This is a genomic window from Bacteroides salyersiae (assembly GCF_031172035.1).
Lineage (GTDB): Bacteria > Bacteroidota > Bacteroidia > Bacteroidales > Bacteroidaceae > Bacteroides > Bacteroides salyersiae.
Window position 1 is genome coordinate 1,067,664 of record NZ_CP133452.1, and the last position, 22,271, is coordinate 1,089,934.

12 protein-coding genes are annotated in these 22,271 nt (G+C 40.0%); 6 read left to right on the forward strand and 6 right to left on the reverse strand.

The genetic code is table 11. The annotated features are described in order from the left end of the window. Positions 1-56 precede the first annotated feature (56 nt). Positions 57-2,372, forward strand: coding sequence for a type IX secretion system anionic LPS delivery protein PorZ (gene porZ / locus RB604_RS03970; RefSeq protein ID WP_007479588.1), 2,316 nt, complete (start codon positions 57-59; stop codon positions 2,370-2,372). Positions 2,373-2,432: 60 nt separating this feature from the next. Here porZ and nadA read toward each other — a convergent pair whose 3' ends face one another. Next, positions 2,433-3,371 carry a quinolinate synthase NadA gene (gene nadA / locus RB604_RS03975; RefSeq protein WP_005928104.1) on the reverse strand — a complete coding sequence of 313 codons (939 nt, stop codon included), beginning with the start codon at positions 3,369-3,371 and terminating at the stop codon, positions 2,433-2,435. 455 nt (positions 3,372-3,826) lie between these two features. On the opposite strand from nadA, the gene RB604_RS03980 reads away from it, so the two are divergent. Then, a complete protein-coding gene (locus RB604_RS03980) occupies positions 3,827-4,357 on the forward strand; it encodes an RNA methyltransferase (protein ID WP_055294008.1) in 531 nt (176 codons plus the stop codon). Between the two features lie 102 nt (positions 4,358-4,459). Here RB604_RS03980 and RB604_RS03985 read toward each other — a convergent pair whose 3' ends face one another. Further along, positions 4,460-5,065 (reverse strand): DUF4294 domain-containing protein, encoded by a 606-nt coding sequence (locus tag RB604_RS03985; RefSeq protein WP_005928099.1) that lies wholly within the window; start codon positions 5,063-5,065, stop codon positions 4,460-4,462. Positions 5,066-5,160: 95 nt separating this feature from the next. Between RB604_RS03985 and RB604_RS03990 the strand changes: the two genes are divergently transcribed. Then, positions 5,161-7,191, forward strand: coding sequence for a helix-hairpin-helix domain-containing protein (locus RB604_RS03990; protein WP_055293897.1), 2,031 nt, complete (start codon positions 5,161-5,163; stop codon positions 7,189-7,191). Positions 7,192-7,322: 131 nt separating this feature from the next. Next, on the forward strand, positions 7,323-8,096 hold the full coding sequence (locus RB604_RS03995) for a radical SAM protein (RefSeq protein WP_309008664.1): 774 nt from the start codon (positions 7,323-7,325) through the stop codon (positions 8,094-8,096). A gap of 202 nt (positions 8,097-8,298) precedes the next feature. Here RB604_RS03995 and RB604_RS04000 read toward each other — a convergent pair whose 3' ends face one another. After that, positions 8,299-9,984 carry a SulP family inorganic anion transporter gene (locus RB604_RS04000; RefSeq protein WP_055293898.1) on the reverse strand — a complete coding sequence of 562 codons (1,686 nt, stop codon included), beginning with the start codon at positions 9,982-9,984 and terminating at the stop codon, positions 8,299-8,301. A 266-nt stretch (positions 9,985-10,250) separates the two neighbouring features. Between RB604_RS04000 and rbr the strand changes: the two genes are divergently transcribed. Both rbr and RB604_RS04010 read left to right on the forward strand, forming a co-directional pair. Next, complete coding sequence (rbr, locus tag RB604_RS04005; protein ID WP_002558465.1) at positions 10,251-10,829, forward strand: rubrerythrin; 579 nt, start codon at positions 10,251-10,253, stop codon at positions 10,827-10,829. 174 nt (positions 10,830-11,003) lie between these two features. Next, entirely contained in the window at positions 11,004-15,116 is a 4,113-nt protein-coding gene (locus RB604_RS04010; RefSeq protein WP_229103641.1) for a hybrid sensor histidine kinase/response regulator transcription factor, read from the forward strand. A gap of 675 nt (positions 15,117-15,791) precedes the next feature. On the opposite strand, the gene RB604_RS04015 is transcribed toward RB604_RS04010, so the two are convergent. From RB604_RS04015 to RB604_RS04025, 3 genes are read right to left on the reverse strand one after another with little or no spacing between them, the layout of a single operon-like run. Beyond that, positions 15,792-17,534 carry a RagB/SusD family nutrient uptake outer membrane protein gene (locus tag RB604_RS04015; protein ID WP_005928082.1) on the reverse strand — a complete coding sequence of 581 codons (1,743 nt, stop codon included), beginning with the start codon at positions 17,532-17,534 and terminating at the stop codon, positions 15,792-15,794. Positions 17,535-17,547: 13 nt separating this feature from the next. Next, positions 17,548-20,535 (reverse strand): SusC/RagA family TonB-linked outer membrane protein, encoded by a 2,988-nt coding sequence (locus tag RB604_RS04020; RefSeq protein ID WP_005928080.1) that lies wholly within the window; start codon positions 20,533-20,535, stop codon positions 17,548-17,550. A 27-nt stretch (positions 20,536-20,562) separates the two neighbouring features. After that, positions 20,563-22,266 (reverse strand): RagB/SusD family nutrient uptake outer membrane protein, encoded by a 1,704-nt coding sequence (locus tag RB604_RS04025; protein WP_055293900.1) that lies wholly within the window; start codon positions 22,264-22,266, stop codon positions 20,563-20,565. Positions 22,267-22,271: the final 5 nt, after the last annotated feature.

Here is a 22,271-nt window from a genome sequence, read left to right on the forward strand (position 1 = left end):
CAAGTTAATATAAAAAGCATATAGACAATCTATGTGCTTTTTTTAATCAATAATTTATGAAAAAGAAAATAATCTATATTTGTGTCTTATTCTTGATTATCGCGCCATTTTTATATGCACAACATGCAGTTGGTAGCTGGCAAAATTATTTATCTTACCACAATGTTACCCGCACAGAACCTGCCGGTAACATTATCTATGCTGTAGGAAACGGGAGTTTATTCTCTTATGATAAAGAAGATTCCAGTGTCCAGTGCTATTGGAAAAATTATCTTTTAAGTGATACAGATATTTCATACATAGTCTATAGTAAAGAATATAAAACACTAATAATAATATATTCTAATGCAAATATAGATCTACTAGTCAATGACAATATAGTATATAATCTTCCAGATTATATGAATAAAAATATGACTCAAAATAAAAATGTTAATCATATATGCCTTGCTAAAGAATATGCTTATCTATCTACTTCATTTGGAGTAATTGTTTTAAATTTAAAAAGAAGAGAAATTACTAATACTTATATTCTTAACAAACAAATAAACGCTTGTGCTGTAGATGATACTAAAATTTATGCTGCATCTTCGGAAGGATTATTTACAGGTTTATTAACTGAAAATCTACTAGATGCCAATAATTGGAATAAAGTATCCGATACTAAATATTCTAATTTATCAAACTATAATAATAATTTAGTAGGAAATATTTCTTATCAAGGGATTTATTTAATTAATAAATCTGATTACAACCACTCGCAACTCGTAAAAGGACATTATACTTTCATGTATGTTTATGAAGATAAATTAATAGCTAGCAATGATAATTCATTAGGATTATTTAATAATATAAATGAGTTTCATTCTTTAAATCACAATCTTAATACATCATATTTTTCTTATGCAAATGGATTTTTTTGGGCAGGATGCAAAGAAAATGGACTTATAGGTCTAAAATTTGATAATAATAATGTAATGCAAATAACAACACCGTCTATTATTCCCAATAGCCCTAAAAGGAATTATAATTTTTACATGAATATTGAAAAAAATGGAAACTTACTCATTGCAGGTGGAGGGATGGTTGGAGACAGATTAAATTATGTTGGTACTATAATGGAATTAAGTAATAATACTTGGAGTAGCTTTCAAGAAGACGGAATAAAAGAACAAACAGGACAGTCATATAAAGATATTAATTGTGTTGTACAAGATCCGACCGATCCTGAACACTATTTTGCAGCTTCTGCTGGAGAAGGATTATATGAATTCAACAACAAAAACTTTATTAATCAATATAGTTTACATAATAGTCCACTGGAAACAGCAAATGGATATGATACATTTGTACGAATTAATGGATTAAAATACGACAATGATAACAATCTTTGGATGACCAATAGTGGTAAAGATAAAACCGAAGGAGTATTAAATCCAATTAAAATACTAAAGTCAGATGGAAAATGGATAAGTTTACGTTATCCAGAAATTGCAGGACTTAATAATTTGGAGCGTACTATGTTTGATAAAAGGGGAAATTTTTGGGTTATTTCTTCATGGATAGCAGATTATGGAGTATTTTGTTTAGACACAAAAGGAACTTTAGAAGATTCTAGTGACGATAAGCATAAATTTATTAAGAATTTTACTAATCAAGACGGTACAATACTCAGCCATAATGGCATTTATTGTATTACAGAAGATAAAAATGGAGCTATTTGGATAGGTACAGGACAAGGACCTATCATACTTAATAATCCTTCTAATTTTTTTGAAGATGATTTTTATTGTACACAAATAAAGGTTCCACGTGATGATGGAACTAATCTGGCAGATTTTCTATTAGCAAATGATAAAATAAATGCAATTGCCGTAGATGGTGGAAATCGTAAATGGATAGGAACAGAAATGAATGGAATATACTTATTAAGTCCTGATGGTTTGGAAACAATTCATCATTTTACAGCAGAAAATAGCCCTCTTTTATCAAATAATATACAATCTATTGCCATCCATCCACATACTGGTGAAGTTTTTATTGGTACAAGTAAAGGGTTAGTATCTTATCAAAGCGATGCAACAGAACCAGAAGATAATTTTGTAGAAGATAATGTATACGCATACCCTAATCCCGTAAAACCAGATTATACAGGAGTTATTACTATCACAGGACTTGTACAAGATACTGATATAAAAATAACCAATGTCAGTGGTAAACTAATTCATGAGGGAACTTCTGTTGGAGGGCAATTCACATGGGACGGGAAAAATCAACAAGGAAAACGAGTTCCTTCAGGAGTTTATTTCGTATTAGCCGCTAATGCAGAAGGAAAAGAAGGAATAGCTACTAAAATACTGTTCATAAGATAAAACCAATAATGGCTTGCAACGAAGAACCAACTTGCAAGCCATTATTGATTTTATTATAATCTATAATCCCAACTTCGCCGATATCTCCAACATCCTCTTTATCGGCTTCACCGCTCTTTCCGCCACTTCCGGATCGACTAATATCTCCGGTGCTTCATTCTTCAGACAGTCATAGAGCTTCTCCAGCGTATTTAATCTCATGAAGCTACACTCATTGCATGCACAGGTACTATCGTTCGGAGGAGCGGGGATAAACGTCTTTTCCGGGCATTTCTTCTGCATCTCATGCAGAATACCCGATTCGGTGGCTACAATAAACCGTTGTTCACTGCTGTTAACAGCATACTTCAACAGGGCAGCTGTAGAACCGACAACATCGGCCAACTTTAACACCGTACTTTTACATTCGGGATGTGCAAGTACGACAGCATCGGGATATTGCGCTTTCAGTTCCAGAATCTTTTCTACCGAAAATTGTTCATGCACATGGCAGGCACCGTCCCATAATAACATCTGCCGGTTGGTAACTGAGTTGATATAATTCCCTAAATTACGGTCGGGCCCGAAAATAATTTTCTCATCTTTGGGAAAGCTTTCCACGATTTGCTTGGCATTGGTGGAGGTTACTACCACATCGGTCACCGCTTTTACGGCTGCCGTAGTGTTTACATAGGATATCACCGTATATCCCGGGTGCTCCTTGACAAATTGTGCAAACTGATCGGCCGGACAACTGTCGGCCAATGAACAACCGGCATTCATATCGGGCACCAACACTTTCTTATCCGGACAGAGTACTTTGGCCGTTTCGCCCATAAAGTGAACACCACACATCACAATGATATCCGCTTCCGTTTTGGCAGCCCATTGAGCCAAAGCCAAGCTGTCACCTACGTAATCAGCGATATCCTGTATTTCACCTTTCTGGTAGTAGTGACCCAGAATGATTGCATTTTTCTCTTTCTTCAGCTCGTTAATAGCTTTTATGAGTTCATTCATAATAATTTTATTTTCTCTTCCTTTTAGAAAGAAATTCTTTGTTAGTGATAATAACCTGTTAATAGTGTTAGCAAATAAAAGCGATTTTTCTTGCCAGATTAGTTATTAGTCTCCAATAAACGATTATCAGTAGGTTATGAACGGACTGAACAGAGTCTATTGATTGATAATAAGCTATCTTTTGCTATCTATTAACATCTTGTTGATAAAGTGCAAAGTTAAAAACTTTATGGATATAAACAGGGCATTATGTACTGAAAAATATGTTTAAGAATATGTCGAAAGTTTATATTAACTTTTTTGGATTGTTCATTCCACAGCTTCTTTATACCTTCTTCTGAATAATGCAAGAGATAGTTTTCAAAATCTTTGCCGAAAGTTTTGACAGGTTTTCAACGGTTATAAACAGGCATGTTAACAGAAAAGAATTACCTTTGCATAAAGAACAGAAGAATATGAGAAAATTGAAGATAACCGAACTGAACAGGATCAGTGCAGAAGAATTTAAAAAGGCTGATAAACTGCCTTTGGTAGTGATATTGGATGATATCAGAAGTCTGCATAACATCGGTTCTGTATTCCGTACATCGGATGCTTTTCGTATTGAATGTATTTATTTGTGTGGTATTACGGCCACTCCTCCGCATCCGGAAATGCATAAAACTGCTTTAGGTGCTGAATTCACTGTAAACTGGAAGTATGTTAATAACGCTGTTGATGCTGTTGATAACCTCAGAAAAGAGGGATATATCGTTTATTCGGTGGAACAGGCTGAAGGAAGTATCATGCTCGATGAATTGAAATTGGATAAAACGAAGAAATATGCCATTGTCATGGGAAATGAAGTGAAAGGAGTGCAACAGGAAGTGATCGATCATTCGGACGGCTGCATTGAAATTCCTCAATATGGTACGAAACATTCACTGAACGTATCTGTGACGGCAGGAATTGTGATATGGGAACTCTTTATTCAGTTGAAAGCTTAATTTAGTTGAAAGTTGAGAGTTGAAAGTTAGCTGCGCTATACATACACGCTGCATAGTAACTTTCAACTTTCAACTCTCAACTAAAAAAGGCTTTCAACTCTCTCAAATTTGTCCGTTTTCCACCAGCAATACCACCCGTTCAGTGAGTTTATCTTCTCCTGCCGGATCATATTCCTTTTTAAGACTGGCACCGAAAAGAGCGGCGAATGTTTGATAGAAACCTGCTTTGAAAGGGCCCATAAAGGCTTTGACCAGTTCAAACGAGGTTTGATTGCTTTGTCGGTCCACTAACTTTATCAACAGTTTACCTTGTGCAAAAGTTAATTTCTTCATGCGTGGCGTATATTGTTCTTTGAGGCCCTTCTCTACCTTTTTGATGTGACGTTGCCGGGCTTTTTCGTTCGGCAGGGTTTGTAGATATTCGTATGTTTCGAGGATGGTCCGGTTTATTTCACGGGCAATGGGATACACCTTTTTGACATTTCTCACCAATTTGTAATATTCTCTCCGTTCTTTGTCATTTTTGAATTTTAGCGGTTTGAATATATAGACAGTTCGTAGTTGAACGTAAGGAATGGTATCTCCTTCGTAAATACAGACCGGAACAAGATATCCGCCATTGTTTTGCTTCTCTTGTGCCCGGCTGGATAGAGATACAAAAAACAGAGCGAACAGCGTAAGTATTACTATGTTAGGCCTTATATTCATACTGCAAAATTACAAGATTATTTTATTATTTGTTCAATTCCTTGTAGTGTTAACCTATTTAAAGTATCTTCGTTGTCTTGTAAAAGTAAAATTAGATGAAAAACACATGGCTTTTACGCCTGTCCATAGTTATTAACTTCCTGTTGATAATACCTGTTAATAATGCTCAAAACTCTTCTATGAGTTTTCTGGATGATGTAATGGAGGATATCTCTGTTAATAACGATGAAGAAGAAGAATTAAATTGGGAAAATGTCATTGAAGAACTTTCTGAACGAATTCAGCAACCTGTCAATTTGAATTCGGCCACAAAAGAGCAGTTGGAACAATTTCCTTTTCTCAACGATATCCAGATTGAAAATCTTTTGGCATACGTCTATATCAATGGACAAATGCAGACTATTTATGAATTACAGTTGGTGGAAGAAATGGACTGGGAAACGATTCATTATTTACTTCCTTTTGTTTGTGTACAACCGGTTCATAAGAGAGAGGCTTATCCATCGCTAAAAAGCATATTCAAGTATGGGAAACATGAGTTATTAACTCGCATGGATATTCCGTTTTATACCCGTAAAGGGTATGAACAAACTTATTTAGGCCCTCCTATATATCACTCTCTGCGATACGGATTCCGCTATAAAGAGCATATTTATGCCGGAATGACCGGTGAGAAAGATGCCGGTGAACCTTTTGGAGCATTGCACAATAAACAAGGGTATGATTACTATTCATATTATTTGTTCATAAGTAGGTTAGGCCGGTTGAAAACTTTAGCTTTGGGTAATTATCGTTTAAGCTTCGGACAAGGATTGGTGATAAGTACCGATTTTTTAATGGGTAAAGGAGCAAGCTTTTCTTCATTTACGTTTCGGAGTGGCGGCATACGGAAACATTCTTCTACGGATGAATACAATTACTTTCGAGGGATAGCTGCCGCCGTAAATTTGAATAAGTATTTTGTTTTGTCGGGTTTTTACTCGTATCGCCATATGGATGGGGTGGTTCAAGAAGGAGAAATAACCTCTATCTATAAAACCGGTTTGCATCGTAGCCGGAAAGAGGCCGACAAGAAGAATGTTTTCACAATGCAATTGGCAGGTGGAAACATAACTTACACGGACAATCACCTGAAATTGGGACTGACAGGTATATACTATTTCTTTAATCATCCTTTTGAACCTGATTTGTGGGAATATTCAAAATATAATATGCATGGCAATCGATTTTATAATGCCGGATTGGAATACGGATACCGTTGGCATCGCTTTTCTTTTCAGGGTGAAACGGCTATCGGAAAAAAAGGATTTGCTACTTTAAACAAGATACGGTATTCTCCTATGCAGGGTGCTCATTTATCGCTTATCTATCGTTATTATGCACATGATTATTGGGCTATGTTTGCCCATTCGTTTGGTGAAAGCAGCAGTGTTCAAAATGAAAATGGCTGGTGTCTGAGTGGCGAAATAACTCCATCCCGTTATTGGAAACTGTTTGCTTCCATTGATTTATTTTCTTTTCCCTGGTGGAAATACAGGATCAGCAAACCTTCTCAGGGTGTGGACGGATTGCTACAGGTTACTTTTGCTCCTCACGAAAATCTTACTATGTATCTGAATTATCGTTACAAGCGGAAAGAAAGGGATGTTTCGGGAACAAACGGAAAAATAACATTGCCTGTTTATCATCATCGGTTACGCTATCGGCTGAACTATTCACCGGGAGAGTTGTTTTCCTTCCGTACAACGGCCGATTATAATCATTTTCATTCATTGGGAAAATTACCCGGCCAAGGTTATCAGCTTACACAGGTAATAACTTGCAGGCCACTTCATTTTCCGTTGAAAACAGAATTGCAGGGAAGTTATTTTTATACGGATGATTATGATACCCGGGTGTATATTGCAGAAAAAGGTCTGCTTTATACTTTTTATACCCCTTCTTTTCAAGGAGAAGGAGTGCGTGTAGCCATCAATCTGCGTTACGATTTGAATACACACTGGATGGTAATAGCCAAGTTCGGCCAGACTATATACATGAACCGCAGTGAGATTGGTTCGGGTTATGATTTGATAGCAAGCAATAAAAAAGCGGACCTGCAGATGCAATTGCGCTTAAAGTTTTAATATATTTGTGCAAGTATATGGTAAGACTGATTTGATAAATTATCATAGCTCGCTTATAAATCATCAAGCTATACATAATAATTAATCAGTCTTGAATCATAAAATCGCAAATCGTCAAATAGTAAATAGATATGACTGTTATTTATCCATCTCCTATTTTCGGCCCTGTTCATTCCCGCCGTTTGGGAGTATCATTGGGAATAAATCTTTTACCTTCCGATGGAAAGGTATGTTCGTTCGATTGTATTTATTGTGAATGTGGTTTTAATGCCGATCATCGTCCTTCCAAAGCGTTACCTACCCGTGAAGAAGTGCGGGAAGCTTTGGAAACCCGCTTAAAAGATATGCAGGTAAACGGTCCTTTTCCCGATGTACTGACGTTTGCCGGTAATGGTGAGCCTACGGCACACCCTCATTTTCCGGAAATCATAGAAGATACATTGGCACTTCGTGATAAATATTTTCCGAATGCAAAAGTAAGTGTGTTAAGTAATTCCACATTTATTCATCGCCCTGCTGTTTTTGAGGCATTGAATAAGATAGATAATAATATACTGAAACTCGATACGGTGGATGATGAGTATATTCATTTGGTAGATCGTCCGGCAGGAAAGTATACCGTGTCCGATATCGTGGAACATTTGAAGGCATTCAAAGGAAGCTGCATTATCCAGACTATGTTTATGAAAGGCACTTACCAAGGTAAAGATGTGGATAATACTTCTGATAAATATGTCTTGCCTTGGCTTGAAGCCGTAAAAGCAATAGCTCCCCGGCAAGTGATGATATATACGATCGATCGTGAAACACCGGATCATGATCTGGAGAAAGCTACACATGAAGAATTGGACAGAATAGTATCCTTATTGACAGAAGCCGGTATTCGTGCTACTGCTTCTTATTAAGACGTAGATAGACAACATCCGGATGTTTTGCCTGATAACATCCCCATGTTTTATTACACAACATCCCCATGTTCTGCACGGCAACATGGGGATGTTTTCTATATTGGAATAGTTTGTTTGTATCTATCCAACCTTATTTTTAGTAGAGAATTGACTATATGCAATATACCATCATAACTCTCAACTTTTAACTTTCAATTCCTCAATTTTCTCCAATAATTTCTTTTGCTCTTTCTAAGGCCACATTGATATTCGGACATATGTTTTCTTCTCCCAATAATTCATAGAAACCGGATTTTCTGAGTACATTGTGTACTTTCTCATTGACTCCCGAAAGTACGATTGTTGTCTTTTCCTTTTGAGACATTCTGCACAGGTTGGATAAATTGTGAATACCGGTTGAGTCGATAAAGGGCACTTTACGCATGCGGATGATACGAACGGCGGGGCGATCTCCCAACTGTGCCATAACCTCCTCGAATTGTGTAGCGATACCAAAGAAGTAAGGACCGTTGATTTCATATACTTCTACCCCTTTCGGAATACTCAGATGTTCTTCATGGACGGCTATGTCGAGTTCAGAATTCGGATCTATCTCGTTGGTAATAACAGAAATTTTGGTGGTTTCCATTACACGTTTCATAAACAATACACAGGCAATGATTAATCCTACTTCAATAGCAATGGTCAGATCAAAGATGATGGTTAGGAAGAAAGTGATCAGCAATACGGTAACGTCTGATTTCGGATTTTTCAATAATGCCTTGAATGTGCGCCATCCGCTCATATTATAAGAAACGATGACCAGTACACCGGCCAGACATGCCATGGGAATGTATTGCGCCAATGGCATTAGAAATAGAAGGATAAGCAACAGGACAACTGCATGAATGATTCCGGCTACAGGAGTTTTTCCACCGTTATTAATGTTGGTCATCGTACGGGCAATGGCTCCTGTTGCAGGGATACCGCCAAATAAGGGAGTTATGATGTTGGCAGCACCTTGGGCTATCAGTTCCGTATTGGAATCATGCCGGTCTCCTATCACACCATCGGCTACTGTGGCCGAAAGCAAAGATTCGATGGCCCCCAATACAGCGATTGTAATGGCTACCGGAAACAAATTTTTAATGGCTTCCCAATTCAGTGAGGGGACTACTGCATCAGGCAATTCGGAATTGATAGTAAAACGGTCACCGATGGTATCGATACAATCGATGCCACCATATACTTTCATCAGATATACGGCAATTGTCACTACAATAATGGCAATCAGAGAGCCGGGCACTTTTTTTGAGAACTTAGGAGTGATGGCGATGATGACCACACTGATGATACTTACGATAGTATTCCACCAGTTCACTGTGTCGAAATGACGGAAATAAATCAGCCATTTTCCTATAAAGTCTCCCGGTACTTTCTCATCTCCGAAGTTCAATCCGAAAATATCGGCGATCTGTGTGGTAAAGATAGTTACGGCGATACCGCTTGTAAAACCTACGATAATGGGATAGGGAATGAATTTGATGACTGCCCCCAATTTGAATATACCCAATAATACCAAGATGACTCCTGCCATTAAAGTGGCGACGATGAGTCCTGCTTCTCCGTATTGTTGGATAATACCATAAATAATAACGATAAATGCTCCGGTCGGACCTCCGATCTGTACTTTGCTTCCACCTAACAGTGAAATGATAAATCCTGCAATGATGGCGGTGATAATACCTTTTTCGGGAGAGACCCCCGATGCGATACCGAATGCGATAGCCAATGGAAGAGCTACGATACCTACAATGATACCTGCCATAAGATCGGCTGTGAACGTCTCTTTCGAGTAGTTTTTTAGTGTAGAAAACAGCTTTGGTTTGAATGCTAAAATTTTCATTTTATTAATGCTATGATACGTTAATGTATACGAAAATTATATGTGATTTTATCAGTTTTGCTAAATAGAGGTTGCAAAATTACATAAAATAAATCTAATAGTATGTTTTTAAGCATATAATTTGATTTAGATAGAATTTATCAATGATCCGATAGAATTTATTAATAAAGAAAAACATACTTATTTTGAACATAATCCGTATATTTGTGTTATAAATAAACAACACTGACGTAATTATACTAATTAATTAAATATATAAGACTATTATGGCTAAAAGTATTAAAGGTACTCAAACAGAGAAAAATCTGTTGACATCATTTGCCGGAGAATCACAGGCAAGAATGCGTTACACTTATTATGCAAGTGTTGCAAAAAAAGAAGGTTACGAACAAATCGCTGCTATTTTTACTGAAACGGCTGATCAGGAAAAAGAACATGCAAAACGTATGTTTAAGTATCTTGAAGGCGGTATGGTAGAAATTACTGCCAGCTATCCTGCCGGAGTTATCAGTACTACTCTTAACAATTTGTTGGAAGCTGCTGCCGGTGAGCATGAAGAATGGTCGCAAGACTATCCGCATTTTGCCGATGTAGCCGAACAGGAAGGTTTTTATGAAATCGCTGCCATGTATCGCAATATTTCTGTTGCCGAAAAAGGCCATGAAGAAAGATATCGTGCTTTTGTAAATAATATTGAGACAGCTTCTGTTTTTGCTAAAGAAGGTGAAGTAGTATGGCAATGTCGTAATTGCGGCTATATCACTATCGGCAAGGAAGCTCCCGAAGTTTGCCCGGCATGTTTACATCCGCAAGCTTATTTTGAAGTAAAAAAAGAAAACTATTAATAAATCGTTATCCGGTTTTGGGAAAGCGGCTTATCTCTAAGAGATAGGCCGCTTTTTATTTTGCTGTCTGTTTGATTTAAAGACTTAGTTGTAATGTTGTATAATTTATATATTTTATTTATATTTGCTTCTTATATATAACTAATACTAAAAAGACAAAATGTCTTACTAACTATGATAAAAAAAAGAATAAATCATCTATTGAGTAAAACGGCGATCAAAACTTTGCTGATATCGGTTCTGTGTTTTTTATCTTTTTCCTTTTCCAGGGCCAATGATGTTTATTTCCATCATTTGGGGATTAAAGACGGGTTGACTCAAATCAGTATCTTTTCTCTTTATCAGGATGAGACAGGAGCTATGTGGTTCGGTTCTTTTGAAGGATTGAACAGGTATAACGGACGGGAAATTACTACCTTTCGTCCGTCTCAGAATAATAAAGGATTGACTCAGAATGAAATTTACTCCATTTATGGCAATCGGAAAGGAGCCATTTATCTGCGCGCCGGACACGATTTAGTGAAATACGATGTTTTGACACAGGAGTTCATTTGTTTGGCACAAAAGGAAATCAATGGCATTTATTATGCGAATGATACTCTTTGGGTACTGTCGGATCATACCGTTTTTTATTATCTGGAAGGAAAAGAGGGATTGCATAAATTTTGTGATTTCGATCCGAAATTCGGAAATGGAAACTGTATTTTTTCGGATGGAGAATATCTGTGGATCGGAACGGAGAACAATTTGTTTTCGGTTTCTGTAAATAATCCTTTCGCCCCCCATCTGGTATTATCGGATGTTTTTGTAAAGCATCTTTATAAGAGTAAGAGAAATGATTTGTGGGTGAGTACGGATATGAGCGGAGTTTATAGAATATCTTCTCAGAATCAAGTGACCAATTTCCGTAATTCGCCCGGTAAGGAAAGCCTTTCGGACGATCATGTGAGAAGCGTTGTAGAGGATGAGTTCGGAAATATATGGATCGGTACTTTTTATGGGTTAAACAAATATGACCCTATTACCAATAAGTGGAAATGCTATACTCAGATAGACAATGTACCTTATAGTTTGAGCCATTCTTCGGTATTCAGCCTGTATAAAGATATGCAAGGTAACATTTGGGTAGGAACTTATTTCGGGGGTATCAACCGTTTTAATCCGAGGGCCGATATCTATCACTTTTATGGTGCATTGGGAGGAAATAATCCAAACTATCTCAGTTTTCCGTTTGTAGGCAAGATGGTGGAAGATAAAAATGGTAATCTCTGGATTTGTACCGAAGGCGGCGGGTTGAATTTCTTCAACCGTGAGACCAAGCAATTTAAAAGTTTCATGCAAGGGAGTACTCCCGGAAGTATAAGCCATAATAATTTGAAATGTATCAGATACTTGAAAGACAGGGATCTGCTATATATCGGAACTCATACCGGAGGACTGAATGTTTTTGATATAAAGTCGCAAAGGATAAGAGTTTTGAAAAATAATCCGGGAGATCCTCTGTCACTGCCCAATGATATTGTGAATGACATGCAGTTTTATAAAGACCGGCTTATCGTGTTGACGCAGGCAGGAGTGTATGGAATGGATTTGAAAAACGAAACATTTTCTTCGCTGTCTACCGATGAACAGGTAAATCAGGCGGTAGAACGTAAATTCTATTATGAAACTTTTCTGATTGATAGCAAAGACAGGATGTGGATTGCCAAATCGGATGGTGGTGTTGTGCGTATCAATCTGACTGATAATAAGATAAAGGAATATAATCCGGTATTGGAAGATACCACGTCGATAGGTAAATTCCGGATTACCCATATTCTGGAGGATAGTAAGGGAAATCTTTTTTTCGGTACGCTTGGTTCCGGTTTGTTTCTTTATCTTCCCGATACGGATACATTCCGGAATTTTACGGCGGAGAAGGGGGATTTACAGAGTAATTATTGTTATTACATCACCGAATCGCCTTATAATTACCTGATGATATTGCATAATAAAGGCGTATCTTTTTTCGATCCGCAGAATAGGCTTCTGAAGCATGTTTGTGGAATTCCGCAAATGAGTTTCAGTCAGGGATCGAGTGTCTATTCCACAAAAGACGGTGAAGTATTCTTTGGTGGAATTGATGGGTTGACATCCCTTTACGAACAGTTGCTCTATACCACTAAAAAGGAATACCAGCTCTATTTTGACAAACTTTGGATGTATAATAAAGAAGTCAAACCGGGAGATGAATCCGGAATTTTGCCTACCGCTCTCTCTTACTGTAAAGAGATAGAGTTAGATTATAATATGAACAATCTGTTTGTGGAATTTGCTACTTCGAATTATGTTTCCAACAATGATTTCCAGTATGAATATAAGCTGGTAGGACTTGACGATACTTGGTTTCCGGCACATTCCAATGTTATCAGTTATAATAATTTGAGTCCCGGCAAATACCGGTTGATTGTCCGGGAGGTCTGGGAAGATTCCAAAGCCGAAACCAAGCAGATAGAACTTGATATCAAGATCAATCCGCCATTTTATGCTACAGTCTGGGCTTATCTGCTTTATGCTTTGATTGTGGTTGGTATTTTATATGCCATATTTCGTTTTAACGTGCGGCAGGCCAAACTGAAAGCTTCGTTGGAATACGAAAGGAAAGAAAAAGAATATATTGAAGAGTTGAATCAGACGAAACTACGTTTCTTTACCAATATTTCGCATGAGTTCCGCACGTTGCTGACCCTTATTATCGTGCAAGTGGAGCTGTTATTGCAGCTCAACAAACTGAATCCGTCTGTGTATAACCGTGTATTGAAGATTTATAAGAATGCCCGGCACATGCGCGATCTGGTATCGGAATTGCTCGACTTCCGTAAACAGGAGCAGGGATTCCTGAAACTGAGAGTGGAATACATGGATATCGTAGCTTTCACTAAAGAGATCTACATGTCTTTCTACGAATATGCCTTAAAGCATTCTGTAAATTATAAGTTCGAACATATGGAAGAGAAATTGAACTTATGGTTCGATCCGGTTCAATTGCAGAAAGTGATATTCAATTTGTTATCCAATGCTTTTAAGTATACAAAGGTAAAAGGCAATATCACGGTTTCTATCCGTAAGGTGAAGAATGAGGTAGAAATAAGGGTGGAAGATGATGGAGTAGGTATATCGGAGGAGTCTATTCATAAGATATTCGACCGTTTCTATCAGGTTGACGGGCAAAGTTCGGAGTTTACGTTGGGTACCGGTATCGGTCTGGCAGTATCCAAAGGGATTGTGGAGTTGCATAAGGGCAGTATCCGCGTAGAGAGTGAGGTAGGAAAAGGCAGTGCTTTCATTGTTACTTTGCTGATGGGTAATGAGCATTTTCCGAAAGATATGCTGAGTGATAATGAATCTAATTTTCATTTGATCAAGGATGAGATTTCGGAAGGACTGAGTTTGGAAGAACTGATATCCGAAGAATCGGAAAAGGAACCGGAAACCGGTGATAAGGAAAAAGCGGAGGATGCGGATAATGAACTGAAAGATTCTGCCAATAAGCCGGCCATCCTTATCGTAGAGGATAATCTGGAGATATTGGATATGCTGGAAGATATTTTCTCTCCCATCTATCGTGTTTATAAAGCTACTAATGGGAAAGAAGGATTTGAAGCCACCCGTCAGTTGCACCCTGATATCGTGTTAAGTGATGTGATGATGCCGGAAATGTCCGGTAAGGAGATGTGTCATAAGATTAAAAACAGCCTGGAAGTATCACATATTCCTGTGGTTCTGCTTACGGCACAGACTTCTGTAGAATATACCGTCGAAGGATATATGTTCGGTGCGGATGACTATGTAACTAAACCGTTTAATATCAAAGTACTTATATCGCGTTGTAATAATTTGGTGAGAACGCGTCGGATGCTTTACGAAAGGTTTAACCATATGTCTCAAACACCACTTGTTTCTAATGCCGTCAATGAGCAGGATCAGGAATTGATAGATCGTGCTACGGCGATCATCAGAAAGTATTTTGATGATATAGATTTTGATATGAACGTATTGGCTTCCGAACTGGGTATCGGCCGCAGTAAGCTGTATCTAAGGATAAAGGAGATTACCGGCCTTACCCCTAACGAACTGACTCTGAAAATAAAACTCGAGGAGGCTATGTACTTACTTAATAATCAGCCGAATTTGAATATCTCAGAAATATCCTATCAACTCGGATTTTCATCGCCCCGCTATTTCAGCAAGTGTTTTAAATCGTTCTATGGAGTATCACCCCAGAATTGTAGAAAGGGAGTTAATTAAGGGGAGTTAATTAAAGGGAGAAGGGAGAAGGGAGAATGGAGAGGGGAGAAGTGCCATGCAGCGTGATTTTTATATTGAGCTGAGTGGGGAGCTTAAAAAGACGTAGTATCTTTTCCGGAAATACAAGTATCTTTCAAAAAAAGACGTAGCATCTTTTTCGGAAAGACAAGCATCTTTCAAAAAAAGACGTGACATCTTTTTCCGAAAGAATGCTGTCTCTTTTCATAAGCAGGGTTATTCTTTAAAATAACCTGTATTCAATATGTTTTTACCTCCTTCACCATCTTCACCTTTTTTCTCAATCGACTTATTCATCGGATATACAGGGTGAAGGCACGTACTATGGAATATGCTTACGGAGCATAAGGAGTGTGTTTACGGAACATAAGCACGGACCTTATCCTCCTTGGCCACCGTGCTCAGGCTCACTTTGCACGGTGCTCAGAAAAAGAACAGCCTTTCACCCTCTATCCCCTTATTCATCGGCCATACAGAAAAAAGGTGAAGGCGATGAAGGGGGGCAAAATCAAGGTGGCATATTGCTATTTGGAACCTGTTATTTCTTTAAATGTAAAAAGAGAGAAAGAAATAGTATAAAAAAGAGAGGGGAGAAATACTACGCAGCCTTATCACCCTGCATAGTACTTCTCCCCTCTCCATTCTCCTTTTAATTACTTACCATCCCGGGTTCTGAGTAATTCCCGGTGCTTTCAATATTTCGGATTTCGGGATCGGATAGAGATACATCCGTTCGTCAAATACCCGGTTTTCTACGGTATATTTACTGTAATGAGGTTCGTCATTATCATCTTTTACAATTTGCATACCTTCTATTTTCAGATAGTCGGCTTTCTCCTGCGGATCGTCTAACAGGCGCCAACGGCGGATATCGAAGAAGCGGTGTTCTTCAAATGCCAGTTCCACGCGGCGTTCGTTGCGGATTACTTCGCGCATCTCCTCTTTTGTCAGTCCGGCAGGCAATTTGTACGGGCTCAATTCTGCACGTTTGCGTATCAGTTCCACTACTTTATAGATTGAGTCGTTCGGTGCCTGACTCGGCGATTCGCAATATTCGTTCATGGCTTCGGCATAATTCAGCAGCACTTCGGCATAACGCATCAATATCCAGGTACGGGTGATGTTATTGGTTCTTCCGTCCCATACGGCTTGCGGTGACAGGAGTTTTTTCAGGTAATATCCCGTTTTGGTTGCTGTCTTATTGGTGGCGGTGGCATCTTTTCCGCCTTCGAATGTTTCAATGGTCTGGGTTTTATCATTCACGGTGAATTCAGATCCGTCATATGCGAAAGTCATGTAGAAACGTGGGTCGCGGCCTACGTAAGGATGATCTTCATCGTATCCCGATCCCGGTTCATTGATCCCTTTGCCATTTGCCATACCGAAAGCGTCTGCCAAGTTTTGTGTCGGGTTGGTCAAGCCTTTTCCTCCCATAGTCAACGGGGAGTTCTGTTGCTCAACCGACACCGTATTGTTATACTTGGTAGAGAACACGATTTCGCGATGATATTGCAGGAAGTTTTCGCTGACGGCATATAAATCGGTAAATGACTCGCTGTCGTCTGTAAAGTTCATCAGCTTGTATCTGAAGGCCGATTTTACAACCAATTGGGCAGCATCGGCCGAGCGTTTGTAGCGTTCTTTGTCATTGCCGGGATTGTTCAACGGGCTTGCCCAGTAGAGCAATGCGCGTGATTTCAGTCCGTAAGCGGCTCCGGTAGTAGGGCGTCCCAATTCTTTCTTGTCGTCGAATCCCACACTTTCGGAACTTCCTTTGTATTGTTCCGGCAGACGGTTGGCGGCCGAGTCGCAGTCGGCAATAATTTGTTTCATGCAATCGTCATACGAAGCGCGGGTGGCTTGCTGAGCTTCCTCAACCGTCAATGATTTTGTAAACAAAGGTACACCGCCGTAACGTTTGATCAGTTCGAAATAGAAATAGGCACGCAGGAAAAATGCTTCTCCTTTCATACGCTCACGGGTACGGATCAACTGTTCGTCCGTTCCGGAAACAGTCGGTTTAACCGGCATTTTAAGATCGTCGATTCTTTCAAGGAAGCGGTTTACGATGCGGATTCCCTCATAGTTTTTGCTCCATACGTTTTCTACCAAAAAGTAAGAATCCCATGTACCGTTATTAAAACCTTTGATGTCACTTGTCACATCCGAGTGTACCGCTTCGTCGCATCCGGCTGCCAGCATCGCATTGTCGATATAATTGTATCCGCTTGGCAGCTTGTTGTATGCATCGTTCAAGAACCCGAAAGCACGCCGGGTTTCATTCCATATATCTTCTTCTCCTAATTTACCGTCTTTTGCCGGATCCAGAAAAGAATCGCAACCGGCAAAAAGGAAAGAGAAAGTCAAGCCTAAACCTATAATATATTTATTGATTTTCATAATCGTAGTGTTTTTAAAGTTTGATAGATATACCGAAAGAGAATGTTCTCAATAAAGGATATTCAGAATATCCGGCATTCATCGCTTCCGGGTTACGGCCATCTATTGCATTTGAGAAAGTGAACAGATTATTGGCATTTACATAAACACGCAATGAAGAAAGGAAGATCTTTTTCATCAGTTGTTTGGGGAATGTATAGCCTACTTCTGCGGATGAAATGCGGAGCAGAGAGGTTTTCTTCTGCCAGAAATCCGATGTCTGTGTGTTATATTCACGGGAGATGCTCAGTCCCGGATAGGCTGTCTGTACAGCCGGATCATTCGGATTCCAACGGTTCTCATAGGCATAAGGAGTAAACTTGTTCGGAATATAATGCGTAGAGAACAAAGAAGATCCTTCCAGATTGCACTGAATGTCGAATCCTTTGTAATTACCTCCCAATGTAGCACCGAATATGATTTCCGGCAATGAATTTCCCAAAGCTACCATATCCGATTCGTCGATTACATTGTCATCTTCCGGATTCTGGTTTTTATAAACGATGTCACCTAAGACAGGACTTCCGAAAGAACCTGTAGGGGCATTTACCAGTTGGTCGGGATGAGTATACAGGCCATTGGTTTCGAAACCGAAGCGTGTGCCGATGGAGTGTCCTTTGCGGTATTGATGAGCATATTTGTAAGCTATCTCTTTCAGGTCGATAATCTTGTTTTTTGCCCACAACATGTTTCCTCCGACAAAGAATCCGCCGTTTTTGTATTGCTTGTTATAAAGCACATTGAAGTCGATACCCTGGTTATCGATCGATCCGCCGTTGTATTTGGAAAGGCCGATACCGATTAATGAAGGAACGATATTGGAATAATCTACCAGTACATCCCGGCGTTTTTCATTGAAATAGTTCATGGTAAATGAAAGTCCTCTCCATAGTTCCAAGTCGAATCCTACGTTAAACTTGTATGATTTCTCCCATGTTTCGTCCGGATTGGCCAATACTCCTTCCTGTGAACCGTCGGTGCTTCCGTTCGGGTTACCGAAAGCATATCCGCCCGATGAAGTGAATTCCTGACGATAAGGGAAACGGCGGCCGCCGGTCTGGTCGTTACCGTTCACACCATAAGAGACCCTGAATTTCAGGAAGTCGATCGCTTCTGCCGATTGCAGCCATTTCTCGTCCGAAGCAACCCATGCCAATCCGACGGCCGGGAAGAATCCGGTACGTTTTCCGCTTCTGTAATTGCTGGAACCCTGATAAGAAGCTGTTACTTCTGCGTAGTAGCGTTTGTTGAAGCCATATTGTGCACGCATGGCCAGTCCCTGATATTTATAATCCGGATTATCGCCCGGAACCGTTTCGCTGGAATGATTGTAGAACAGCCGGACAGCCAGGTCGTGTACACTTCCGAAGGTGTGGTTGTAGTTAAGGCCTGCGCCCAATGTGTTATAGCGGTAGAATCCGTCCATCATGGCCGAACTACGGCTGTTTTTATACTCGTCTTTACCGAATTGCGTATACGTACCGTCTGTATTCTCCTGGAATACGGCATAAGTATTGTTGATGCTCAAGTATTGCATATTGAAGTTTTCGAAACCGTAATAAGCATCGACCGACAATCCCGGCAACAGCATATCCAAATCATATTTTCCTTTTACCTGTACATTGAGCAGGCGGGATTCGTCTTTCCGGTAGCCGTGACGGTTCAACAGTCCGTAAGGGTTGGTCTGATATTCGGAAGTACCGCCGAGCGAGCCATCTTTATTGAACATCGGGAAAGCATTGGCAGGCAGGGTCATCAGTGTATTAAACACAGAGTTGGTAGCTGCCGCTACTTCCGAACCGGTGTTGGCAGCCTTGTTTTTATCGATGGCGGCAGAAACTAAAATATTGAACAGCATTCCTTTGATAGGATTGATATCCAGATTGGAACGGAAATTGAAACGTTCGTAAATGTTGTTGGCACTTGCATCCTTGAAAATTCCCTCTTGTTTCATATAGCCGGCAGTCACGAAGTAGCGTGCCAGACCGTTACCTCCCGAAGCAGAGAAATTATAGTGCTGGAAAGGAGAACTGTTGCCGATGAAACGATCCTTGTAGTTTTCATCCGGATAGAGATACGGGTCTCTGTCCGAGCGAAGATACATATCGGGATTATACATGGGAGACGAACCGTCATTCTTCAAAGCCTCATTGTAGAGTGTTGAATATTGGTAAGCGTTTAAGCGGTCGGACATGTATTCGGGGGTTTGGAATCCGGCACGGATATCCACGTTGATCGAGTGTTTTACTTCACTACCATGTTTGGTTTTGATCAGAATAACACCGTTGGCTCCGCGCATGCCGTACATGGCCAGGGCCGATGCGTCTTTCAGTACCGAGATGCTTTCCACTTCATTAAAGTCCATCAGGTCGATGTTGGCTTCTATATCGTCCACTAAGATCAGAGGTTTGGCATTGGCATTGGTAGCCATACCCCGTACATAAAAGGTATAGTTGCTTTTACCTAATTTTTCTCCTCCGTTTTTAATTGAATAGAGTCCGGAAAGCGTTCCGTTCATGGCCTGTTCGATACTGCTCACCGTGTTCTTTTCAATTACATCGGTACCGATGCTCGATACGGCAGAAGTCATGCTTCTTTTGGATTGTTCTCCATAAGACACACCGATCATTTCGTCTTCATACGTCAGGTATTTTACCATTTTCAGCGTATAGACCGGTTGATTGTCGAGACGTTTGATTACCGGACGGTAGCCTTTCAGGTTGACCACCAATACATCCGACGGATCGAGCAACATATAGAATTTACCATCCTCATCCGTTACGGCATCTGTCTGTTTCTCTTGCACATTTACGGTGATACCGGGCATGGGGACATTGTTTTCATCGACCACAATACCTTCAACAGTTACTGTCGAGTTCTTTTGGGTCTTTTGAGCTTTTACCGGCGTTACCGATAAAAGCAGCGTACACAGAACGGTGCACAAATATATAAATCTCTTCATTTGAATCATATTTTAGGGTTTATACCATCATTTCCATCCCGGGTTCTGTTCCAATACGGCGCTCTTGTACACTTCGTTATTCGGTATCGGATAAAGATGCATGTGTTCTTTGAATGTCGCACTTTCATACTTCTCGCGGGAATAAGTGAACGAGCCATCCGCATTTTTCACGGCACGGATACCATAAATATCCTTATTGAAATATTCTACTCCTTTGTGCCAGGAGAGTACATCGTACCAGCGGTGTTCTTCAAAGCAGAGCTCTACTGCACGTTCATTATAAATACGTTCGCGCATGCTTTCTCTACTGTCCGAAATGTCTTCCGGAATCGGCACCTGACCGACACGTGCCCTGAGTTCTGTCAGAACTTCTCTAACCGAGAGTCCTTCCAATGAGCTCTCCGGACCGCCTACTTCATTTTGCGCTTCGGCAAAGTTCAACAGTATTTCTCCGTAACGGAAGAAAATATAATTCATATAAGTGGAAGTTCCTTTATATCGCTGGTGAGTTTCCGGCCAGAATTTGGCGATGGCATATCCCAAAACATTGATATGGGTAGTTCCCTTGTCGCGTCCCGATTCTTTTCCATCGGCTGTTACCCAAAATTCCAGTTTACGGTCGTACCAGAAACGGTCGTTGCGTAAGATACACATGTCCAGACGCGGGTCTCTGTTGGCATACGGATCTTCGTCATTATAAATTTGCGAATTGGTGATGGGATAACCTTTAGAATCTTCAAACATATCCACCAGATTCTGAGTAACCCATTCTCCTGCCCAGCCATTGTATCCTTGAGTGGCAATAAAACGTGTCCAGAAAGTGCTTCCGTTGGTATGTCCCTGTTCAAAATTCATTTTGATGCGCGGACGGTTCATAATGATTTCACTGCAAACCGGCTGGAAGAACATGTTTACATAATCCGGATAGAGCGTATAGAGTTTCAGGTCGATTACATCTTTGGCTGCTTTGGCTGCTTTTTCCCATTTGGCAATGTCATTGGTAGGGTTGTGCAATTGACGGGCGGCATATAGCAGAGTTCTGGATCTCAGTGCCAGTGCGGCTCCTTTCGAGGCGCGGCCGTTGTCAGCATCGGCATACTTCAGGGGCAGCAGGCCGGCAGCAGTTTTACAATCATTTTCGATAAACTCGACGCATTTCTCGTATGTGTCGCGGGGTAAATCCAGATTATCCTGATTTAATACCAGTGTATGATCAATGATAGGTACACCGCCCCAACGTTTGATCAGTTCGAAGTAAAAGAAAGCACGCAGGAAGTAAGCCTCTCCCAAACAACGGTCTTTGATTTCATCGGACGGGAAGTTGGGAATGCGGTCTATGTTTTCGATGATCTTATTGGCCTTGCGGATACCGATGTACATATTCTGCCACATGTCCGAAATTTCGTTGTTGGCATCAACCATTTTATTACTGGTATCCATTCGTGTACCGTCCCATGCTCCGTTATTGAAGATAGCGGTACAACCACCCTTGTTGCGTGATTCGTCACCCATCGACGAAACCAAAGAGTTCCAGAGGCGTCCCAAATGACCGGGCATGTAAGAATAAGCCTGGTCTGCATACTGACGGAACATTGCATAGTCCGAAAATATCTTGTCTTCGTTGATATCTTCTACCGGAGCCATATCCAACTGTCCTTCTCCGAACAAACCTGTACAGGAGGAGAAACCTATGGATGCCGCTATTACATATATGATAAATAATTTTTTCATATTCG